Origin of the sequence: Streptomyces sp. NPDC047043, from assembly GCF_040644055.1 — a bacterium.
In the GTDB taxonomy this organism is placed as follows: domain Bacteria; phylum Actinomycetota; class Actinomycetes; order Streptomycetales; family Streptomycetaceae; genus Streptomyces.
This window is the reverse complement of the sequence record NZ_JBEYVO010000007.1, coordinates 296,785-312,932: the sequence shown is the minus strand read 5'-3', so window position 1 is coordinate 312,932 and position 16,148 is coordinate 296,785. Positions and strand designations below refer to the sequence as shown.

Genomic DNA, 16,148 nt, shown 5'->3' with positions numbered 1-16,148 from the left:
ACTGCGGATTGCGAAGCCGGGCGGACGTGTCGGGGGTGAGTCTCCTGCCGCAGCTGCGCTACCCCACCGTGACCCAACTCGTGTCGTCCGCGCAGGCGTTGGCTGCCCGGCGAGCGGGCCTGTGCGTGCTGAGACAAGTGGGCGTGTCCCGGGCGGGCAGACCCTTGCACCTGCTGTCCGTGGGCCGTGCCCGGCGTGCCGTGCTCGTCGTCGCCGGCGCCCACGCCAACGAGCCGACCGGCGGTCCCACACTCCTCGCACTCGCCGAACGGGTGCTGTGCGAACGGGAGTTGAGGTCCGGCACCTCCTGGCACTTCCTGCTGTGCGCGGACCCCGACGGGGCGAGCCTGCACCGCACCCCGGCACCGCGCAGCCTCTTCGACTACCACCTCGGGTTCTTCCGGCCCGCGGCCGAGGAGCAGCCGGAGTGGTCGCCGTCGGTGCTGCCACCGCACCGGCTGCCGCCCGAGACGCGCGCCCTGACCCGGGTCATCGACGAGCTGCGCCCCTACCTCCAGGTGACCCTGCACGGCACCGATCTGGGCGGCAGCTGGGTGCAGCTGACCAAGGACATACCGGGTCTCGCCGAGCCGTTCGCCAAGTCCGCGGCCGAGCTGCACATCCCGGTGGAGACGGGCGCCTCGGACGCCGCGGGCTGGGCCGCGTCCGGGCCCGGGGTGCATGTGATGCCCTCGCCCGGCGCGGGCGCGGCGTACCCGAGCATGCCGGACGACGCACGGCACAGCACCTGGTACCACACCCACCGGTACGGCGGCCTGACCGCGGTGGTCGAGGTGCCGATGTGGGCGAGCGACCTGGTGGACGACCCGGCTCCGCATCCCGCGCCGGCCGCGGCGATACGCCGGCTGGGGCGCCGCCTGCTGCGGGACGGGCTGGAGGTGGAGCGGGTCCTCGCCGAGGCGCTGCCGCGTCTGGAGGGCGTCGAGGGGCCGCTGCTGCGGGCCGCGAAGTGGGCGCTGGAGCTGGTTCCGGGCCTGGCCGCGGACTGGATGCACACGCCGCCCGCCGACGACACGATGGCGTACGTGGGCAGCGTGGACGCGTTCGGCCGCCGGCTGCCGCTGCGGGCGGCGGCGATGCTGCTGCGGATCCTCCAGGAGGCCGACGACCTTGCGGCGCCGCGTCTGGAGCGGCTCGTGGCGACCTGGAGCGACGCCTTCGCGGCGCGCTTCCGTGCCCGCTGGGTGCCGCTGGAGCACCAGGTCGAGCACCAGTCCCGGACGGTCGTGGCGGCGGCACTGCACGCGCGCGAACGCGCGGCGTGAGGGAGGGTCCATGACGAGCACGCGCGCGTGAGGCCGAAGCCCCCACGCGCGCGTGCAAGTCGTCGGCGGTACCGGCGTCAGCCCTCCAGCGCGAACACCGACCCCGTGCGCGCGGCCATGACGCACCCGCTGGAGAAGGTCTGGGTGTACTCGACCCGGTGACCGCCCCACTCCCCGCGCGCCTGGACGACCACGGGCGCGTAGATCATCGGGCAGAAGACGTCCTTCTTCTGCGGGAGGCGGGAGATGTCGCCTTCCACGGCCGTCAGCTGCGCGCACGCCTCGGCCGCTCGCCTGTGCCCGAGGGGCGGGTCGCACAGCAGCAGGGTGCTGTCGGAGTGGATGCCGCCCTTGGTGACCGTCAGATAGAGGTAGTTGCTGTCCTGGAAGGGCTGCCGGGGCGCCGCCTGTGCCTGGGCCGCGGCGGCGAGGAGTACTGAGGCGGCCAGCAGACCGCCCCGAACCGCTTTCGCTGTGGTGCTGATCGTCATTCCCGATGCATCGGCACGGCGGCCTCGGAACCCCAGCCCGACTCACCCGAACGGGAGCATGCGGGCGCGTACTGCCCGGCGAGTTCGAACGCGGCGAGCACCACCCCGGACTGGTACTCGACCTGGCGCGCGACCGGTATCCAGCGCGCCCCGCAGCCCTCGCGGTAGTCGGCGCACCACTCCTCGATCAGCCGGTCCAGGTCCGGCAGCACACCGGACGGGTCGCGGCCGGCGGCCGTGACGAGCTGGTGCAGCAGTCCCGCGGTGCGCAGGGCCAGCCGCCGTCCGGCGATGCGCAGGGCGGCCAGATGGGCGGTGCTGAGCGGCGGGAGCGGGCGCGCCCCGTCGGCGATGTCGGGGTCCCAGGTGTCGGCGAGGCCGGGGCAGACCAGTAAATAGTCGTCCACCGGGGCGAGCAGACGGGCCGCCTCCGGCGCGCCCGCGAGATGCGGCCGCAGACGCGCGAGGAGCACCTCCAGCAGCCGCGCGTCGCGGCGCAGCGTGTGGCTGACGGTCCGCAGCACGGCGGCCGCGTCGGCGGGCGCGGAGCCGTCCTCCACGGCGGCCACGCCCCACATGGGCGCCTCGACGACCGCCGTCACGGTGCCGTGCCGGTGCGGGTGGAACCAGGTCGACTCGACGGCGGCCTCGGTGATGGCCGCGGCCAGGTCGCCGGGCCGGGGCGGCGGGATGCGGTAGACGGCGGGGCCCAGGCTCGGCCAGTACAGGGTGTCGTAGGGGCCGAGTTCGCGGGGGATGCCAAGGCGCGCGGCGGTGTTCGCGACGCGGCCCGCGAGGCCGGGCAGGTCGTGGGTGAGTTCGACGAAGGCGCCGCCGACGTCGACGCCGTGCAGCGAGCACTGCAGGAAGGGCCGCAGCTCGTCCTGGAGGTCGAGCAGGGTGCGCGTCTCCGGCAGGGCGGCCGCCGCCGCGCCGTCGGGCAGCCACTCGGGCTGCTCCAGGAAGCCCGGTCTGAAGAAGTTTCGGAAGTACCGGCCCATCGTGTACGGGCCCTGCAGCCAGCCCTCGTTGCGGCGCAGCCCGTCGGGGTCGAGGCACAGCAGCAGGTTCCAGGTGGCGTCGGCGCCCTCGGTGAACCGCGGGTCGGCCAGGGCGCGTTCGGCCAGCCGCAGCACCGTGCCGCCGCCGACCGGTTCGTTGGCGTGCGGCCCGGCGACGACGAGGGCCTGGCGGCTGCCGCGACCGACGGAAAGCAGCCACATGGGAGTGCCCGCGCGCGAGGTCCCGACGCGGCGCAGGCGGGCGTCCCGGGGTCGCCGGGCGACGAGTGCTGCCGCCCGCCCGCCCAGCTCGTCGACGGTCGGGTAGCGGAGGTGGGGCGGCAGGGCACACCTCCACAATGTGGCGCCGTCGGTTCACCTGATGTACATGGCGTACGCACAGTCAGTCACGACTTGCGGAGTACGTCAACACCATGGAAGAGAAAGGGGTTTGGGCCATCCCAGCAGGTCAACGCGGTGTCATGCTCAGGCCAAAGCTAAGTCATGGTTCAGTCGGCGGCGAGCCGGAAGGACATGCGCCCGAAGCCGATCTGGTCGCCCTCGCGGACGACGGCGGCTCCGATCACGCGCCGGCCGTTCACCGTCGTGCCGTTGGTGGAGCCCAGATCCCTCAGCACCCACATGCCGCCCTGGCGGCTGAGTTCGGCATGCACGCGGGAGACGGTCTCGTGCGTGAGGCGCAGTCCGTTGGCCGGATCGCGACCGATCCGCAGCGGGTGACCGTTGCCCGGGTGCGGCAGCAGCAGCTTGGGGAGGCGCTCGGACTGCCAGGCCCTGCGCAGCCGTACGGTGAAGCCGGAGATCGCCTCCACGGTGCCGAACACCATGCGCGAGAGGCGGCTCTCCTGGGGCAGGTCGGCGGTGAGGACGGCGAGTTCGTCGGAGCGACGGGCGGCGAGGGCCAGCTCCATGCGGCGGATGAACGTGTCGTGCGACAGCCGTCCCATGGCGACGCCGTCACGCAGCACCTGCAGCGCCTTGTCGCGCTCCGCGTCGGAGAGCCGCGCGGGGTACGTGTTGAACTCGAAGGACGACGTCACGTTCGTGATTGTCGGTCAGTGAACCCCGGGTGTCCAGAAAACGAGAAAACGGCCGCCACGCACGCGTACCGGACGACACCTGCCGCAAAAGGGAAGATTCAAAAGCCATTTGATCTCGTTTGAAGCACCATGGACGGGCTACATCACGGTGAGCAGACGAAGGGGAACCGTCCGTGCAGTTCGAGGTGTGGGCACCGCAGGCCGGCCGTGTGACGCTCCAGTGCGAGGGCACCACGCGCGCGTTGGAGCGCGATCCGGAGCGGGAGGGTTGGTGGCGTGGCGAGGCCGAGGCGCGGGACGGCTCGCGGTACGGGTTCGCGGTGGACGACGGCCCGGTGCTGCCGGACCCGCGCTCGCGCCGGCAGCCTGACGGCCCGGACGGGCTCAGCGCGGTCGTCGACCACGGGCGGTACGAGTGGCGCAGCGAGTGGGCCGGACGTCCGCTGCCGGGCGCGGTGGTGTACGAGCTGCACGTGGGCACGTACACGCGTGAGGGCACCCTGGACGCGGCCGCCGAGCGGCTCGGGCATCTTGTCGAACTGGGCGTCACGCACGTCGAGTTGATGCCGCTGTGCCCCTTCCCGGGGCGGCACGGCTGGGGCTACGAGGGCGTGTCGCTGTGGGCCGTGCACGAGCCGTACGGCGGACCCGAGGGGCTGAAACGGTTCGTCGACCGGGCGCACGAACTCGGCCTGGGTGTGGTCCTGGACGTCGTACACAACCATCTGGGGCCGTCGGGCAACTACCTGCCGATGTTCGGGCCGTACTTCACGGACACGCATCACACGCCGTGGGGTTCGGCGGTCAATCTGGACGCGCCGGGGTCGGACGAGGTCCGGCGGTATCTGCTGGACAGTGCTCTGGCCTGGCTGCGGGACTACCGGATCGACGGGCTGCGGCTGGACGCGGTGCACGCGCTGGCGGACACGCGCGCGTACCACTTCCTGGAGGAGCTCTCGACGGCGGTGGACGGTCTCGCCGCCGACCTGGAGCGGCCGTTGTTCCTGATCGCCGAGTCCGATCTGAACGACCCGCGGCTCATCACCCCGCGAGCGGAGGGCGGGTTCGGGCTGGACGCGCAGTGGAACGACGACTTCCATCACGCCCTGCACACCGCGCTGACCGGTGAGTCCCAGGGCTACTACGCGGACTTCGGGCGCGCCCCCATGGCCGCGGTCGCCAAGACGCTCACCGGCGGTTACTTCCACGACGGCACGTACTCGAGCTTCCGGGGCCGCCACCACGGGCGCCCGCTGGACCGTGCGCGGGTGGCCGCCCACCGGCTCCTGGGGTACGGCCAGACGCACGACCAGGTGGGCAACCGCGCGCAGGGCGACCGCCTTTCGGCGACCCTCTCCCCGGGCCTGCTCGCCTGCGCGGCCACCCTCACGCTCACCGCACCCTTCACGCCGATGCTGTTCATGGGCGAGGAGTGGGCGGCGGGCACGCCCTGGCAGTTCTTCACCGACCACACCGATCCGGAGCTCGCCGAGGCCGTACGGCGGGGCAGGCGGCGGGAGTTCGCGGCGCACGGGTGGGCCGAGGAGGACGTACCGGATCCGCAGGACCCGGCGACCCGTGAGCGCTCCTGCCTCGACTGGGCGGAGCCGGAGAGCGAGCCGCACGCGCGCGTGCTCGCCTGGTACCGCCGCCTCATCGCCCTGCGCCACGAGCAGGCCGACCTCACCGACCCGGACCTCGCCGACATCAAGGTGGCGTACGACGAGCAGGAGCGCTGGCTGGCCTTCCGCCGCGGGGACGTCCGGGTCGCCGTCAACCTCGCGAAGGAACCGGCGGCGATTCCGCTCGGCCCGCGGCACGCGCGCGTGCTGGCCGCCTGGGAGCCGGTGGAGGCACCCGGCGCGGACGGGGTGCTGCACGTACCGGGCGAGTCGAGTGTGGTGCTGCTGCAGGGGTGAACGGCTCTAGAGGCCGTCGTCCGGGTCGTCTTCCCTGAACTCCGTCACCCTCTCCAGCAGGATCGCCTCCCAGGCGCGGCGGAGCCGGAGGGCGAGCAGGGGCAGGGGGCCGGTGGCGTGGCCGGCGAGGTGTTCGGCGAGGCGGACGACCGTGTCGCAGCGGGCGAGCCAGAGGCCGCGCAGGCAGGGGCGGGCGCCGTAGCCGGCCAGGGTGGCGGCGCGGACGGCGGCCGGGGAGCCGACCGCGGTCGCGAGGCCGGCGATGTCCTCGGCGGGGTCACCGACGGCCGCGGCGGTCCAGTCGAGGACGCCGCGCACCCGGCCGTCGGCGCTGACGACGAGGTGCTCGCCCCTGAGGTCGTGGTGGACGAGGACGGCGGTGCCGGGCTGGGCGGCGAGCTGGACGGCGGCCGGCAGGGTCAGCTGGTGGAGGCGGGCGGGGTCGAACTCGTCGGCCGCGGCGAGCCTTTGGGCGGCGCGCTCGGCGGCCCGGCGCAGCGCCTCCAGGGAGCGCGGCGCGGTGCGCGGGACACCGAGTGTCTCGGCCTGTCGGACGGGCACCTCGCGCAGCCCGGTGAGCAGCCCCGCGAGGTCGGCCTCGCCGACGGCGGACACGTCGTGCTCCTCGGCCGTGCCGCCGGGCACCTTGGTGTCGAGCGTGTACGTCAGGCCGGGCGCCCACTCGCCGTGCGCGACACTGGTCGGCACGGCGACCGGCAGGTGCGGGCGCACGAGGTCGCGCAGGCGCAGTTCGCGGCGCTGGCGGAGCGCGGCCTCGCGGTCCGGGGCGAGGCGCAGCACATGGCGGCTGCCGACCCACCAGGTGGAGTGCTCGCCGCCCTCGGCGACGGGCCGCACGTCCAGTCCGGCGGCGGTGCCCGCGCCGTCCTTGAGCAGGGAACTGACCAGCCGGCGGACGGTGTCCGCGGTGGGTGTCGGTGCCTGGGTCATGGTCGCGCCGTAGTCACTCGGGGGTGTGCTGGGGCTCCTGGTGCTCGCTCAGTCCACTATGACCATCTCGCGGTCGGTGTTGTTGAGACGGCGGCCGCCGTTCTCGGTGACCGTGACGATGTCCTCGATGCGCACGCCGAACCGGCCGGGCAGATAGATCCCGGGCTCCACGGAGAAGCACATGCCGGGGACGAGGAGCTGCCGTTCGCCCTCGATCATGTACGGCGGCTCGTGCGTGGTGACGCCGATGCCGTGCCCGGTGCGGTGGATGAAGTACTCGCCGTACCCGGCGTCGGCGATGACCGCGCGGGCGGCCCGGTCGACCTCCTGGCAGGCGACGCCGGGCCGCACCGCCCGGAAGCCCGCCTCCTGGGCCTCGCGCACGAGGTCGTGCACCCGGCGCTCCTCGTCGGTGGGCTCTCCCACGTGGACCGTGCGGGAGGTGTCGGAGCCGTAGCCGTCCTTGAGGCCGCCGAAGTCGAGGACGACCATGTCGCCGTTCTCGATGACGCGGTCGCCGACCTCGTGGTGCGGGTTGGCGCCGTTCGGTCCCGAGGCGACGATGGTGAAGTCGACCTGGGAGTGCCCGAACTGCCGTAGCAGATCGGCGAGATCGGCGCCGACGTCGGACTCCTTGCGGCCGGCGAAGGGAACCTTCCGGATCTCCTCGAACGCTGCGTCCGCGGCCGCTCCCGCGGCCGCCATCAGGTCCAGTTCCGCCGCGTCCTTGACGGCGCGGAGCATCGGCAGGGCCTCGGTGAGGGAGGCGTATTCGGTGTCGGGCAGCGCCCGCTGCAGGCCGAGCAGGTGCATCGCCCAGGCGTTGTCGCTGATGCCGAAGCGGCCGGTGCTGGCGAGGAGGGCAGTGGTGGCGGCGTAGGGGTCCTTGCCGTCGGTCCAGTCGCGCAGCGTCAGGGCGGGCGTACCGGGGGTCTGGTCGGCGTCCGGGGCCTCCAGCGTGGGGACGATCAGGACGGGGGCCCGTCCGTGGGCGAGGACGAGCAGGGTGAGCCGTTCGGTGACCGCGGTGGGCGCGTACCCGGTGAGCCACACCAGGTCCGGCCCCGGTGCCACCAGGAGCCCGGCGAGACCGGCGTCGGCGGCCGCCCGCGCGGCCCGGTCCATTCGGGCCCGGTAGTCGTCGGCGGTGAAGGGCGCGCGCGTGCTGCCGGTCATCCGGGCCTCCCGGGGCGGGTGAAGGGACCACAAGGGACTACGGGCAGCATCCTGCCCGCAGGGAGAGGGCGGCGCGACCGGTCTGCGGGTCTTTCGGACGCTGCGTCGGTCATGCCGTCAGCTCTCCAGGGCGAGACGGACGCCGAGGAGCAGCAGCACGCCCCCGGAGACCTGTTCCAGGCGCCGGCGCACCCCGGCGCGGGACAGCACGGCGCGCATCCGGCCCACGAACCACACGTACAGGCCGTAGTAGCCGACCTCGTAGACCGCCCAGAGCGCGGCCAGCCCGACCATGGCGGGCAGGTGCGGGGCGCCCTCGGGCACGAACTGCGGCAGGAAGGACATGGCGAAGATCGCCGCCTTGGGGTTGGCGAGGTTGAGCAGCAGCCCGCCGCGGTAGGCGGCCCAGCCGCTCTTCTCCGCGCCCTCCCAGCCTTCCGCGGCCTCCTGGCCGCGTCGCGCCTGCCGCAGCGCCTGGATGCCGAAGCCGACGAGGACGACCGCGCCGACGATCCGCATCACGTCGTACGCCATCTCGGAGGCGGCCAGCAGCGCGGTCAGGCCGAACGCGGCGACGACGCCCCAGACGAAGACACCCGTCTCGTTGCCGAGCACGGTCAGGAAACCGGAGCGTCTGCTGCGCAGCGACTGCTTGATGATCAGCACCGTGCTGGGGCCGGGCGAGGCGGCGATGAGCGTGCAGGCGCCGAGGAAGGCGAGGAGGGAGCTCAGCATGGGGGTCATCGTGGCGCAGGCCGTGGGAGCGGACCAGTCATTTCCCGGCGCGTTAATGGGTTAAGGATGCCAAGCCATTAGATCTAATGCTTAGATGAAGCCATACCGTTAGTCGATTTTCGGGGAGGCGTACGACCGTGCTCGTACTGGCGCACATCAGCGATCTGCATCTCGACGGGACCGCGCGGACCACGGAGCGCGCCGAGCGGGTGCGCGACCGCCTGTGGGAGTTGCCGGGGCGGGTGGACGCCCTGCTGGTGACCGGCGACATCGCGGACCACGGCACGGAGGCGGAGTACGAGGAGGCCGCCCGCATCCTGGGGCTGCGCGAGGGCGAGGCGCCGTTCCCGGTGCTGACCTGCCCGGGCAACCACGACAGCCGGGCGCCGTATCGCAAGGCCCTGCTGGGGCGTCCCGCGAGCGACGGGCCGGTCAACAGCGCGCACGCCTTCGACGACGGTGCGGTCCTCATGTGCGACTCCGGCATCCCCGGCAGCGACGACGGGGCGCTGGACCAGGAGACGTACGACTGGATCGAGGCGACGCTCGACGAGCTGGACGCGAGCCTCCCGGTACTGCTCGCCCTCCACCATCCGCCGGTCGCACTGCACCACCCGCTGCCCGACCGCCACCGGTTGCGCGAGGCGGGCCGGCTGGCCGCGCTGCTGGAGCGGCGGCCGGAGGTCGCGGGGCTTATCACCGGCCATGCGCACACGCCTGCCGCGAGCATGTTCGCGGGGCGGCCGCTGGCCGTCGGCCCCGGGGTGACCTGGACGCTGCGGCTGCCCTGGGAGGGCGAGCAGGTGGCCGACCGGGAGGCTCCCGTCGGGCTGGCCTTTCATGTGCTGGACGACGACGGGCGGCTCACGACCCACTTCCGGGTGGTTACGTGACGACACCGGGGATCGCCGTCAACTGCTGGTAGCCACCGCTCTGGTGACGGACAGTCAGGACGATCCCGGTGCCGGGGCGGGCGTGGGCGACGGCGTGGGCGAGGTCGGCGGCCGAGTCGATGCGGGTTCTGCCGAACGCGAGGAGTACGTCCCCGCGGACCAGGCCCGCCGCGAAGGCGGGGCCGGGGACGTGGACACCGACGACCAGGGCTCCCGCCTTCTGCGCGTCCACGGCCTCAAGGCCGAGGGTCGCGGCGGGGGATGCCGCCGGCACGGTCGGCGTCGCGAGCGAGGTGGTGGGCGTGTGCGGGGCCGGGGGCGTCGGAGGCCTCGGGACCTGTGCGTGTCGTTGCAGGTCGGCGAGCTTGCTCATGCCGATCACCGTGGCACCCACGGTGCCGATGCCGACCCCGGACAGCACCAGGACCGTGCCGACGAACAGGGCGAACAGCACGGCCCTCAGCCGTCGGGCCCGCCGCCGCGCGGCGTGCGGGCGCCGGGCAGGGGCACCGGGTCTGATGCCGCGGCCGGGGTCCTGGCCGGGCATCGGCTTGGGGCGCAACGCAGTGTGTTCCATGATCTCCTCCGGGTGAAGCTCTACCCGGAGCCCCGGCGCATGACGAGCCACGAACGAGTGAGACTGACTCACCGTCAAGGGCGGGAATCCTTCGTCCACTTGGGGCGGAACCGGAGGTCACGCGGGTGCGCCCAGCGCCTCCGCCAGCGTCGCCGCAGCCCCGCGGGGTGAGCCTGCGTACACCAGTTCCGTCCGGTGCACGAGGCGCGGGTGCGTGAGGGGAACGGCCACCGTGCCCGGCACGTCCGCCGCCGAGTCGGGCAGCAGGGTCAGCCCGTGGCCCGCGGCGGCGAGGGTGGTGAGGGTGCGGACGTCGGTGCCGTCGTAGCGCAGGGCGGGGCGGAAACCGTGGCCGCCGTTCGCGGCGCGGAGCTGGGCCAGCGGGAGGCCCGCGTCGGGGGCGTCCAGCCAGCGGGCGTCGGCGAGGTCGCCGAGGCGCAGGCCGGGGCGGTGGGCGAGGGGGTGAGCGGCGGGGAGGAGGACGCGTACGGGCTCCTCCTCCACGCCGTGCGTGGTCAGCGGCGCCACGTCGGGCAGTCGCAGCGGGTCGCTGGGGGCGGCGAGGCCGTCGACGAGGCCGAGGCCCGCCGTGCCGGTGGCGACTTCGGCCGGGATCTCTTCGCGGGGCAGCACCCGCAGGGTCACGCCCGCGGCCGGGAGTGCGGCGACGGCACGCGCGGTGAGTGCGGTGGGGGTCGTGGCGAGTGTCAGGCCGTGTTCGGGTGCGGCCGCCATCCGTACGACGTCGGCGCGGGCCGCGTCCAGGCGCAGCAGCAGCGGGCCCGCGTGCTCGAGCAGCCGCTCGCCGGCAGGGGTGGGCGCGACGGGGCGGCGGGTGAGGAGGGGCGCGCCCAGGTCCTGTTCGAGGGCGGCGATGTGCTGGGACACCGCCGACTGGGTGTAGCCGAGCTCGCGCGCGGCCTCGGAGAAGGAGGCGAGGCGGGCGACGGTGACGTAGGTGCGCAGGAGGTGCGGGTCCATGTCGGCCAGGATGCACCGGCCTCATCAGCTCTGCTTATCGAGGGTGCAGAAATCATCGTTGGACGTGAATCTCGCGTCGCGCCCAGGATGAGGGGCATGACACACACCGCAGCGCGTATCGCGAAGATCGCCCTGGTCGGGGACCGCTCCCCGCACGTCGTCTCGCACACCCGCATCCCGCTACTGCTCGATGCCCTCGCCGAGCGCGACCGCATCGGCCTCGACGCGTACTGGATCCCGACCGAGGACGCCGAGGCCGAGGACGCGGTGCGCGGGTTCGACGCCGTGTGGGTGCTGCCGGGCAGCCCGTACCGCAGCGAGGCGGGGGCGCTGACGGCGATCCGCACCGCGCGCGTGGAAGGCATCCCCTTCCTCGGCACCTGCGCCGGGCTGCAGCACGCACTCCTGGAGTACGCCCGCAACGTCTGCGGGCTCGACCGGGCCGCGCACGCCGAGAACGACCCCGACGCCGACGATCCGCTCATCGAGCCGCTGGCCTGCTCGCTCGTCGGCCACGAGGCCGTGATCACGATCGAGCCGGGCTCGCTCGCCCACACGGTCATCGGCTCACAGCGCACGGTCGAGCGGTACCACTGCGCCTACGGCCCCTCCCGTCACCTCGACACCCTGCGCGCGCACGGTCTGCGCTTCTCCGGGCACGACCAGGACGGCAACATCCGGATCGCCGAACTACCGGGCCACCCCTTCTTCCTGGCCTCCCTCTTCCAGCCGGAGCTGGCCGGCGACGGCTCGCACCCGCACCCGATGGTCCGGGCGCTGGCGCGAGCCGCGGTGGAACGGGCCGCGGTCCTCAGCTGATCGACACCGCCGCCGGAGGGTGGTCCGGGAGGAAGGTGTGGGTGCGGCGGGCCAGGTAGTCGGCCTTGTAGCGGTCCACGTTCCGGTGCCAGTGGAGGATGCCCGCCAGCCAGTTCTCCAGGTCCTTCACATAGCCCCGCATGACCTCGCGCGCCTCGTCCGACAGGGCGAAGTCGTCGTAGACGACCGGGAGTTCGTGGGCCGCGACATGCTCGAACTGCTGCATCCGCTGGGTCATCAGGTCGTGGACGACGCCGAGCGCGGTCGGGTAGTCGACGCCGAAGAAGTTCTGCACGACGAGGATCGCGTTGTGGATCTCGCCCTCGTACTCGATCTCCTTCTGGTACGAGAAGACGTCGTTGATGAGGCATGCGTAGTCGACGGCGGCGTTCTCCAGGGAGCGGACCGGGCCGCTGCGGTAGACCTCGGGCGGGACGGCGGGGCCGTGGCCCGTCCGGCACAGGCTCATGGTGAGGTCGGAGCCGAAGGTGGCGCGGCGCATCTCCAGGTAGTCGACCGGGTCGGGGATGCGGTGCTGCAGCTGGTTGGACAGCTCCCACACCCAGCTCTCGGTCATCACGTTCACCGAGTCCTTGAGGGTGCGCCGCTGGTCGGGGGTCATCTCCGCCGTCGTGCGCGCCCACAGGTCGAGCAGGCCGCGCTCCATGCCGTTGACCGGGACGAGGGACTCCTCGCCGTCCACGGGCATGCAGTCCGACAGGCGCTGCGTGGTCAGGCGGGCGGCGGCCAGGTCCCGGCGGTGACCGAAGACGAGGGGGTAGTAGTCGTCGCCGTACGTGCCCCAGGCGAGCCACTGGGCGCTGAGGTCGAGCGCCTCGGGGCTCGCGTCCGGGTCGATGCCCGCCGAGCACAACGGGAGGTCGTACGCGGCGAGTTTGTCCTCGTCCCAGACGCCCTCCTGGAGCATGCCCATGGCGTGCATCCAGGCGGTGAGGCGCGGGCGGGCGGATTCCAGGTGCGGGCTCAGCCCGACCTGGAAGGGCATGTGGAAGTCGGGGAGCCGGGACGGGCCGACCTTCTGGAACGGCACATGCGTGTACGCGCGCAGCCGCTCGGCGCCGGCCGCAGCGAGCAGGGCGCCGACGTCGGCCGCGGAGGTGCCGGGACCGGTCAGGCCGTGCCACGGGTTGGTGGACTGCGCGCGGGCGTTCATGTAGCGGCTGGAGCGCATGTGCCATTCGTGGCCGCCGGACTGCCAGTCCTGAAGTCCTTGCGCGTACTTGGCGACGGCGGAGACCTCAGGTGGGGTGAGGCCCTTCTCCAGGGCGAGTGCGGGCACTTCGGTGAGGGCGGTGTGCTCGAACTGGTGGAGGCGGGAGGTCAGGATGTCGTTGACCGTGTCGGCGGCCTCCTGTGTGGTGCAGCCGAAGAAGGTCTCCAGGACGAGCACGCCGTTGCTGTTCTCGCCCTCGTCCTCGACCTCGCGCTGGTAGGAGAACAGGTCGTTGCGCAGGTGCACGGCGTCGGAGAACGTCTCCATCAGCACCCTGAGCGGCCTCGACTCCGCGACGGCGTCCGGGACTTCGGCCGTCGCGTACTCCACGAGCCCCGCCGACCAGGGCGCGCCGCCCACCTTGCGGCGCATCTCGATGTACTCGACGGGGTTGGCGATCCGCCCCTCGTTGATGTTGGACAGCTCCCACAGCGACTCGTTGAGGAGATGCTCGGTCGCGACGGCGAAACGGCGGCGCCAGTCCACCGACATCGAGGGCACGGTGCGCGCCCACAGGTCGGCGAGTCCGGCCTCGACCGGGTTCTGCGGCTCCGGTACGGGAGTCGAGAGGTCGAGCGGCATGAACAGGGGCAGCCGGTCCAGATAGGCCTTGCCGCCGACGCGGTCCTGGGTGCGCTTGAAGATCTCCAGGAAGTGGTCGTCGAAGAAGAAGACCCACACGTACCAGTCGGTGATCAGCGACAGCGCGGGGCCGTCGCAGTCAGGGTGGGTGTAGGCGCAGAGCAGTCCGTAGTCGTGTGCGTCGAGGTCGGACTGCTCCCAGATCCCGGACCCCTCCAGCATGCCCATCTCGCGCGCCCACTCGGTCGAGTGGGCGCGCGCCTCGTCGACGTGCGGGTTCAGCCGCGCCTGATACGGCATGTAGAAGTGCGGGAGTTCGAAGGGCTGCTGCGTCATGGCCGGGCCCTACCCGCGGCCCTCCGGGACCATCCGCGAGCCCGGACATGATCACACCATCGCGTGAATCAGGGGTGAATCCGGGAGTCTGGCGGGCTCTTGTGGCGTTCATCTCTACGCGCGCAGACTGACGAAGTTCAGCCTCTCCTCCCTCGCTCTCCTCGCAGGAACGGAGTCCCGATGAACCACCGCCCCAGACTCTTCTCCCGCCGTACCGCACTCGCCTCGCTCGCCGGGGCCGCGCTGACCGGCACCGCCGCGCTCCCCGCCGCGGCGGCCCAACGCCACGGGCGCACGGTGCGGTTCGCGACCTTCAACGCCTCCCTGAACCGCGGCACGCAGGGAGCCCTGGTCACCGACCTGTCCACACCCGGCAACACCCAGGCGCAGAACGTCGCGGAGACCATCCAGCGCGTGAACCCGGACGTGCTGCTGATCAACGAGTTCGACTACGACGAACACGGCACGGCGGTCGGGCTGTTCCTGCGCAACTACCTCGCCGTGGGGCACAACGGCTCGCGGCCGATCCACTTCCCGTACCACTTCACCGGCCCGGTGAACACGGGCGTGACCTCCGGCGTGGACCTCGACGGGAAGAACGGCGCGGTGACGACGCCGGGTTCGGACGCGTACGGGCAGGACGCCTTCGGGTACGGCTGGTTCCCCGGGCAGTACGGCATGGTCGTGCTCTCCAAGTACCCCCTCGACACGCGCGCGGCGCGCTCCTTCCAGCACTTCCTGTGGAAGGACATGCCGGACAACGTGATGCCACCGGGCTACTACAGTGACCAGGCCCGCGCGATCTTCCGGCTGTCCTCCAAGAGCCACTGGGACGTGCCCGTGCGCATCGGCCACGAGACCGTGCACTTCCTGGTGTCGCACCCGACGCCGCCCACCTTCGACGGCCCCGAGGACCGAAACGGCCGGCGCAACCACGACGAGATCCGGCTCTGGGCCGACTACACGGGCGGGCGCCGCCGCAGCGCCTACCTGTACGACGACAAGGGTGTGCGCGGCGGGCTGCGGCCCGGGGCGCGGTTCGTGATCGCGGGCGACCTGAACGCGGATCCACTGGACGGCGACAGCTACGACCATGCCGTACGGCAGCTGCTGGACCACCCGGCGGTGCGCCTGCCGGCCACCCCGCCGGCGAGCGCGGGCGGCGTGGAGGCGGCGCGGCTGCAGGGCGGTGCGAACGCCTCGCAGATCGGGAATCCGGCGTACGACACGGGCGACTTCAACGACAGCGCGCCCGGGAACCTGCGGGTCGACCACATCCTGCCGTCCAAGGGGCTGACGCCCGGCGCGAACGGGGTGTTCTGGCCGACGTCCGACGATCCGCTGTACCGCCTCGTGGGCGACGGCACGACCGTGGTGACCTCGGACCACCGGATGGTGTGGCAGGAGGTCCGGGTGGGCTGACCGGACACTGTGCCCGTACTGCCAAGTAGGGGTGAAGGCAGGGGCGTTCAGGTGGCGGACCACGATCCGGGGGCCCTAGGCTCGGGCGCCACATGGAAGCCGACCGGCCGTAACGGCCCGGGGGAGGTAGGCCGTCATGACCGAGGCACCGCTGCGCGCCGAACTGCTGTTCGCCCACGACGTGTCCGAGGAGCTGGAGGGGGAACTGGCCGCGGGGTTCGGCGAGTTGGGGGCGCCCACGGTCCGGGTGCGGCGGGCCGTCGACCATCGCGGCCCGGCCGAGCTGCAGTGGCTGGTCCTGGCGTCGCTGCCGCTGCAGGCGTTCCTGAGCGGGCTGGGCGGTGAGGCGGTCAAGGACGGCTACCGCGCGCTCAAGGACCTCGTGGGACGGCTGACCCGGCGCGGCGGGGGCGCAGCACCGGAACAGACCCCCCGCCCGCTGGTGCTCCACGACGCGCGGACCGAGCTGCAGATCGTCCTCGAGGGGGACCTGCCGCAGAGCGCGTACGAGCAGCTGGCGGTGCTCGATCTGACCCGGTTCACCGTCGGCCCCCTCCACTACGACCGTGCGCTCGGCCGGTGGCGGTCCGAGCTGGACGAGGCAGCGGGCTGAGGCGCGGCGACGAAGTGCCGTACGGCGACGTGCACCACGGATCGGGGGCCGGGGACTGATGCAGCCCAGTG

Annotated in this window: 15 protein-coding genes; 6 read left to right on the top strand and 9 right to left on the bottom strand. The window is 72.7% G+C overall.

The genetic code is table 11. From position 1 onward, the window contains the following. The first annotated feature begins 35 nt into the window (after positions 1 to 35). Positions 36 to 1,286 carry a M14 family zinc carboxypeptidase gene (locus tag ABZ880_RS13615; protein WP_361261016.1) on the top strand — a complete coding sequence of 417 codons (1,251 nt, stop codon included), beginning with the start codon at positions 36 to 38 and terminating at the stop codon, positions 1,284 to 1,286. Between the two features lie 77 nt (positions 1,287 to 1,363). On the opposite strand, the gene ABZ880_RS13610 is transcribed toward ABZ880_RS13615, so the two are convergent. The 3 genes from ABZ880_RS13610 to ABZ880_RS13600 form a co-directional block, all read right to left on the bottom strand. Continuing rightward, positions 1,364 to 1,777 (bottom strand): SSI family serine proteinase inhibitor, encoded by a 414-nt coding sequence (locus ABZ880_RS13610; RefSeq protein WP_361261014.1) that lies wholly within the window; start codon positions 1,775 to 1,777, stop codon positions 1,364 to 1,366. Next, complete coding sequence (locus ABZ880_RS13605; RefSeq protein ID WP_361261012.1) at positions 1,774 to 3,138, bottom strand: M14 family zinc carboxypeptidase; 1,365 nt, start codon at positions 3,136 to 3,138, stop codon at positions 1,774 to 1,776. Before ABZ880_RS13605 ends, ABZ880_RS13610 begins: the two co-directional genes overlap by 4 nt. Before the next feature lie 149 nt (positions 3,139 to 3,287). Further along, positions 3,288 to 3,839: an FHA domain-containing protein gene (locus ABZ880_RS13600; protein WP_361261010.1), complete on the bottom strand. Its 552-nt coding sequence runs from the start codon at positions 3,837 to 3,839 to the stop codon at positions 3,288 to 3,290. Between the two features lie 173 nt (positions 3,840 to 4,012). On the opposite strand from ABZ880_RS13600, the gene treZ reads away from it, so the two are divergent. Beyond that, positions 4,013 to 5,758: a malto-oligosyltrehalose trehalohydrolase gene (gene treZ, locus ABZ880_RS13595; protein ID WP_361261008.1), complete on the top strand. Its 1,746-nt coding sequence runs from the start codon at positions 4,013 to 4,015 to the stop codon at positions 5,756 to 5,758. A gap of 6 nt (positions 5,759 to 5,764) precedes the next feature. Here treZ and ABZ880_RS13590 read toward each other — a convergent pair whose 3' ends face one another. The 3 genes from ABZ880_RS13590 to ABZ880_RS13580 form a co-directional block, all read right to left on the bottom strand. Beyond that, positions 5,765 to 6,709 (bottom strand): aminoglycoside phosphotransferase family protein, encoded by a 945-nt coding sequence (locus ABZ880_RS13590; RefSeq protein ID WP_361261006.1) that lies wholly within the window; start codon positions 6,707 to 6,709, stop codon positions 5,765 to 5,767. A gap of 48 nt (positions 6,710 to 6,757) precedes the next feature. Further along, positions 6,758 to 7,885 (bottom strand): aminopeptidase P family protein, encoded by a 1,128-nt coding sequence (locus tag ABZ880_RS13585; RefSeq protein ID WP_361261004.1) that lies wholly within the window; start codon positions 7,883 to 7,885, stop codon positions 6,758 to 6,760. A gap of 117 nt (positions 7,886 to 8,002) precedes the next feature. Next, positions 8,003 to 8,620: a LysE family translocator gene (locus tag ABZ880_RS13580; RefSeq protein ID WP_361261002.1), complete on the bottom strand. Its 618-nt coding sequence runs from the start codon at positions 8,618 to 8,620 to the stop codon at positions 8,003 to 8,005. A 137-nt stretch (positions 8,621 to 8,757) separates the two neighbouring features. Here ABZ880_RS13580 and ABZ880_RS13575 point away from each other — a divergent pair, with 137 nt between their 5' ends. Further along, positions 8,758 to 9,513, top strand: coding sequence for a metallophosphoesterase (locus ABZ880_RS13575; protein WP_361261000.1), 756 nt, complete (start codon positions 8,758 to 8,760; stop codon positions 9,511 to 9,513). Here ABZ880_RS13575 and ABZ880_RS13570 read toward each other — a convergent pair. Next, positions 9,506 to 10,090 (bottom strand): PDZ domain-containing protein, encoded by a 585-nt coding sequence (locus tag ABZ880_RS13570; RefSeq protein ID WP_361260998.1) that lies wholly within the window; start codon positions 10,088 to 10,090, stop codon positions 9,506 to 9,508. The two genes, ABZ880_RS13575 and ABZ880_RS13570, sit on opposite strands and share 8 nt — an antisense overlap. Positions 10,091 to 10,207: 117 nt before the next feature. Continuing rightward, the gene (locus ABZ880_RS13565; RefSeq protein ID WP_361260996.1) at positions 10,208 to 11,071 is read right to left on the bottom strand and encodes a LysR family transcriptional regulator; all 864 of its coding nucleotides are present in this window, start codon (positions 11,069 to 11,071) and stop codon (positions 10,208 to 10,210) included. A 96-nt stretch (positions 11,072 to 11,167) separates the two neighbouring features. On the opposite strand from ABZ880_RS13565, the gene ABZ880_RS13560 reads away from it, so the two are divergent. Then, entirely contained in the window at positions 11,168 to 11,890 is a 723-nt protein-coding gene (locus ABZ880_RS13560; protein ID WP_361260994.1) for a hypothetical protein, read from the top strand. On the opposite strand, the gene cyc2 is transcribed toward ABZ880_RS13560, so the two are convergent. Continuing rightward, positions 11,883 to 14,042 (bottom strand): germacradienol/geosmin synthase Cyc2, encoded by a 2,160-nt coding sequence (gene cyc2 / locus ABZ880_RS13555; protein WP_361260992.1) that lies wholly within the window; start codon positions 14,040 to 14,042, stop codon positions 11,883 to 11,885. The two genes, ABZ880_RS13560 and cyc2, sit on opposite strands and share 8 nt — an antisense overlap. Positions 14,043 to 14,222: 180 nt before the next feature. Here cyc2 and ABZ880_RS13550 point away from each other — a divergent pair, with 180 nt between their 5' ends. Next, positions 14,223 to 15,464 carry an endonuclease/exonuclease/phosphatase family protein gene (locus tag ABZ880_RS13550; RefSeq protein WP_361260990.1) on the top strand — a complete coding sequence of 414 codons (1,242 nt, stop codon included), beginning with the start codon at positions 14,223 to 14,225 and terminating at the stop codon, positions 15,462 to 15,464. A 136-nt stretch (positions 15,465 to 15,600) separates the two neighbouring features. Continuing rightward, positions 15,601 to 16,077 carry a hypothetical protein gene (locus ABZ880_RS13545; RefSeq protein ID WP_361260988.1) on the top strand — a complete coding sequence of 159 codons (477 nt, stop codon included), beginning with the start codon at positions 15,601 to 15,603 and terminating at the stop codon, positions 16,075 to 16,077. Positions 16,078 to 16,148: the final 71 nt, after the last annotated feature.

What these genes read in the sequence shown, in the direction of transcription:
- ABZ880_RS13570 (WP_361260998.1), bottom strand. Translation starts at nt 10,090, where the DNA reads ATGGAACACACTGCGTTGCGCCCCAAGCCGATGCCCGGCCAGGACCCC.
- ABZ880_RS13590 (WP_361261006.1), bottom strand. Translation starts at nt 6,709, where the DNA reads ATGACCCAGGCACCGACACCCACCGCGGACACCGTCCGCCGGCTGGTC.
- ABZ880_RS13580 (WP_361261002.1), bottom strand. Translation starts at nt 8,620, where the DNA reads ATGCTGAGCTCCCTCCTCGCCTTCCTCGGCGCCTGCACGCTCATCGCC.
- ABZ880_RS13610 (WP_361261014.1), bottom strand. Translation starts at nt 1,777, where the DNA reads ATGACGATCAGCACCACAGCGAAAGCGGTTCGGGGCGGTCTGCTGGCC.
- ABZ880_RS13565 (WP_361260996.1), bottom strand. Translation starts at nt 11,071, where the DNA reads ATGGACCCGCACCTCCTGCGCACCTACGTCACCGTCGCCCGCCTCGCC.
- ABZ880_RS13545 (WP_361260988.1), top strand. Translation starts at nt 15,601, where the DNA reads ATGACCGAGGCACCGCTGCGCGCCGAACTGCTGTTCGCCCACGACGTG.
- ABZ880_RS13550 (WP_361260990.1), top strand. Translation starts at nt 14,223, where the DNA reads ATGAACCACCGCCCCAGACTCTTCTCCCGCCGTACCGCACTCGCCTCG.
- ABZ880_RS13585 (WP_361261004.1), bottom strand. Translation starts at nt 7,885, where the DNA reads ATGACCGGCAGCACGCGCGCGCCCTTCACCGCCGACGACTACCGGGCC.
- ABZ880_RS13560 (WP_361260994.1), top strand. Translation starts at nt 11,168, where the DNA reads ATGACACACACCGCAGCGCGTATCGCGAAGATCGCCCTGGTCGGGGAC.
- cyc2 (WP_361260992.1), bottom strand. Translation starts at nt 14,042, where the DNA reads ATGACGCAGCAGCCCTTCGAACTCCCGCACTTCTACATGCCGTATCAG.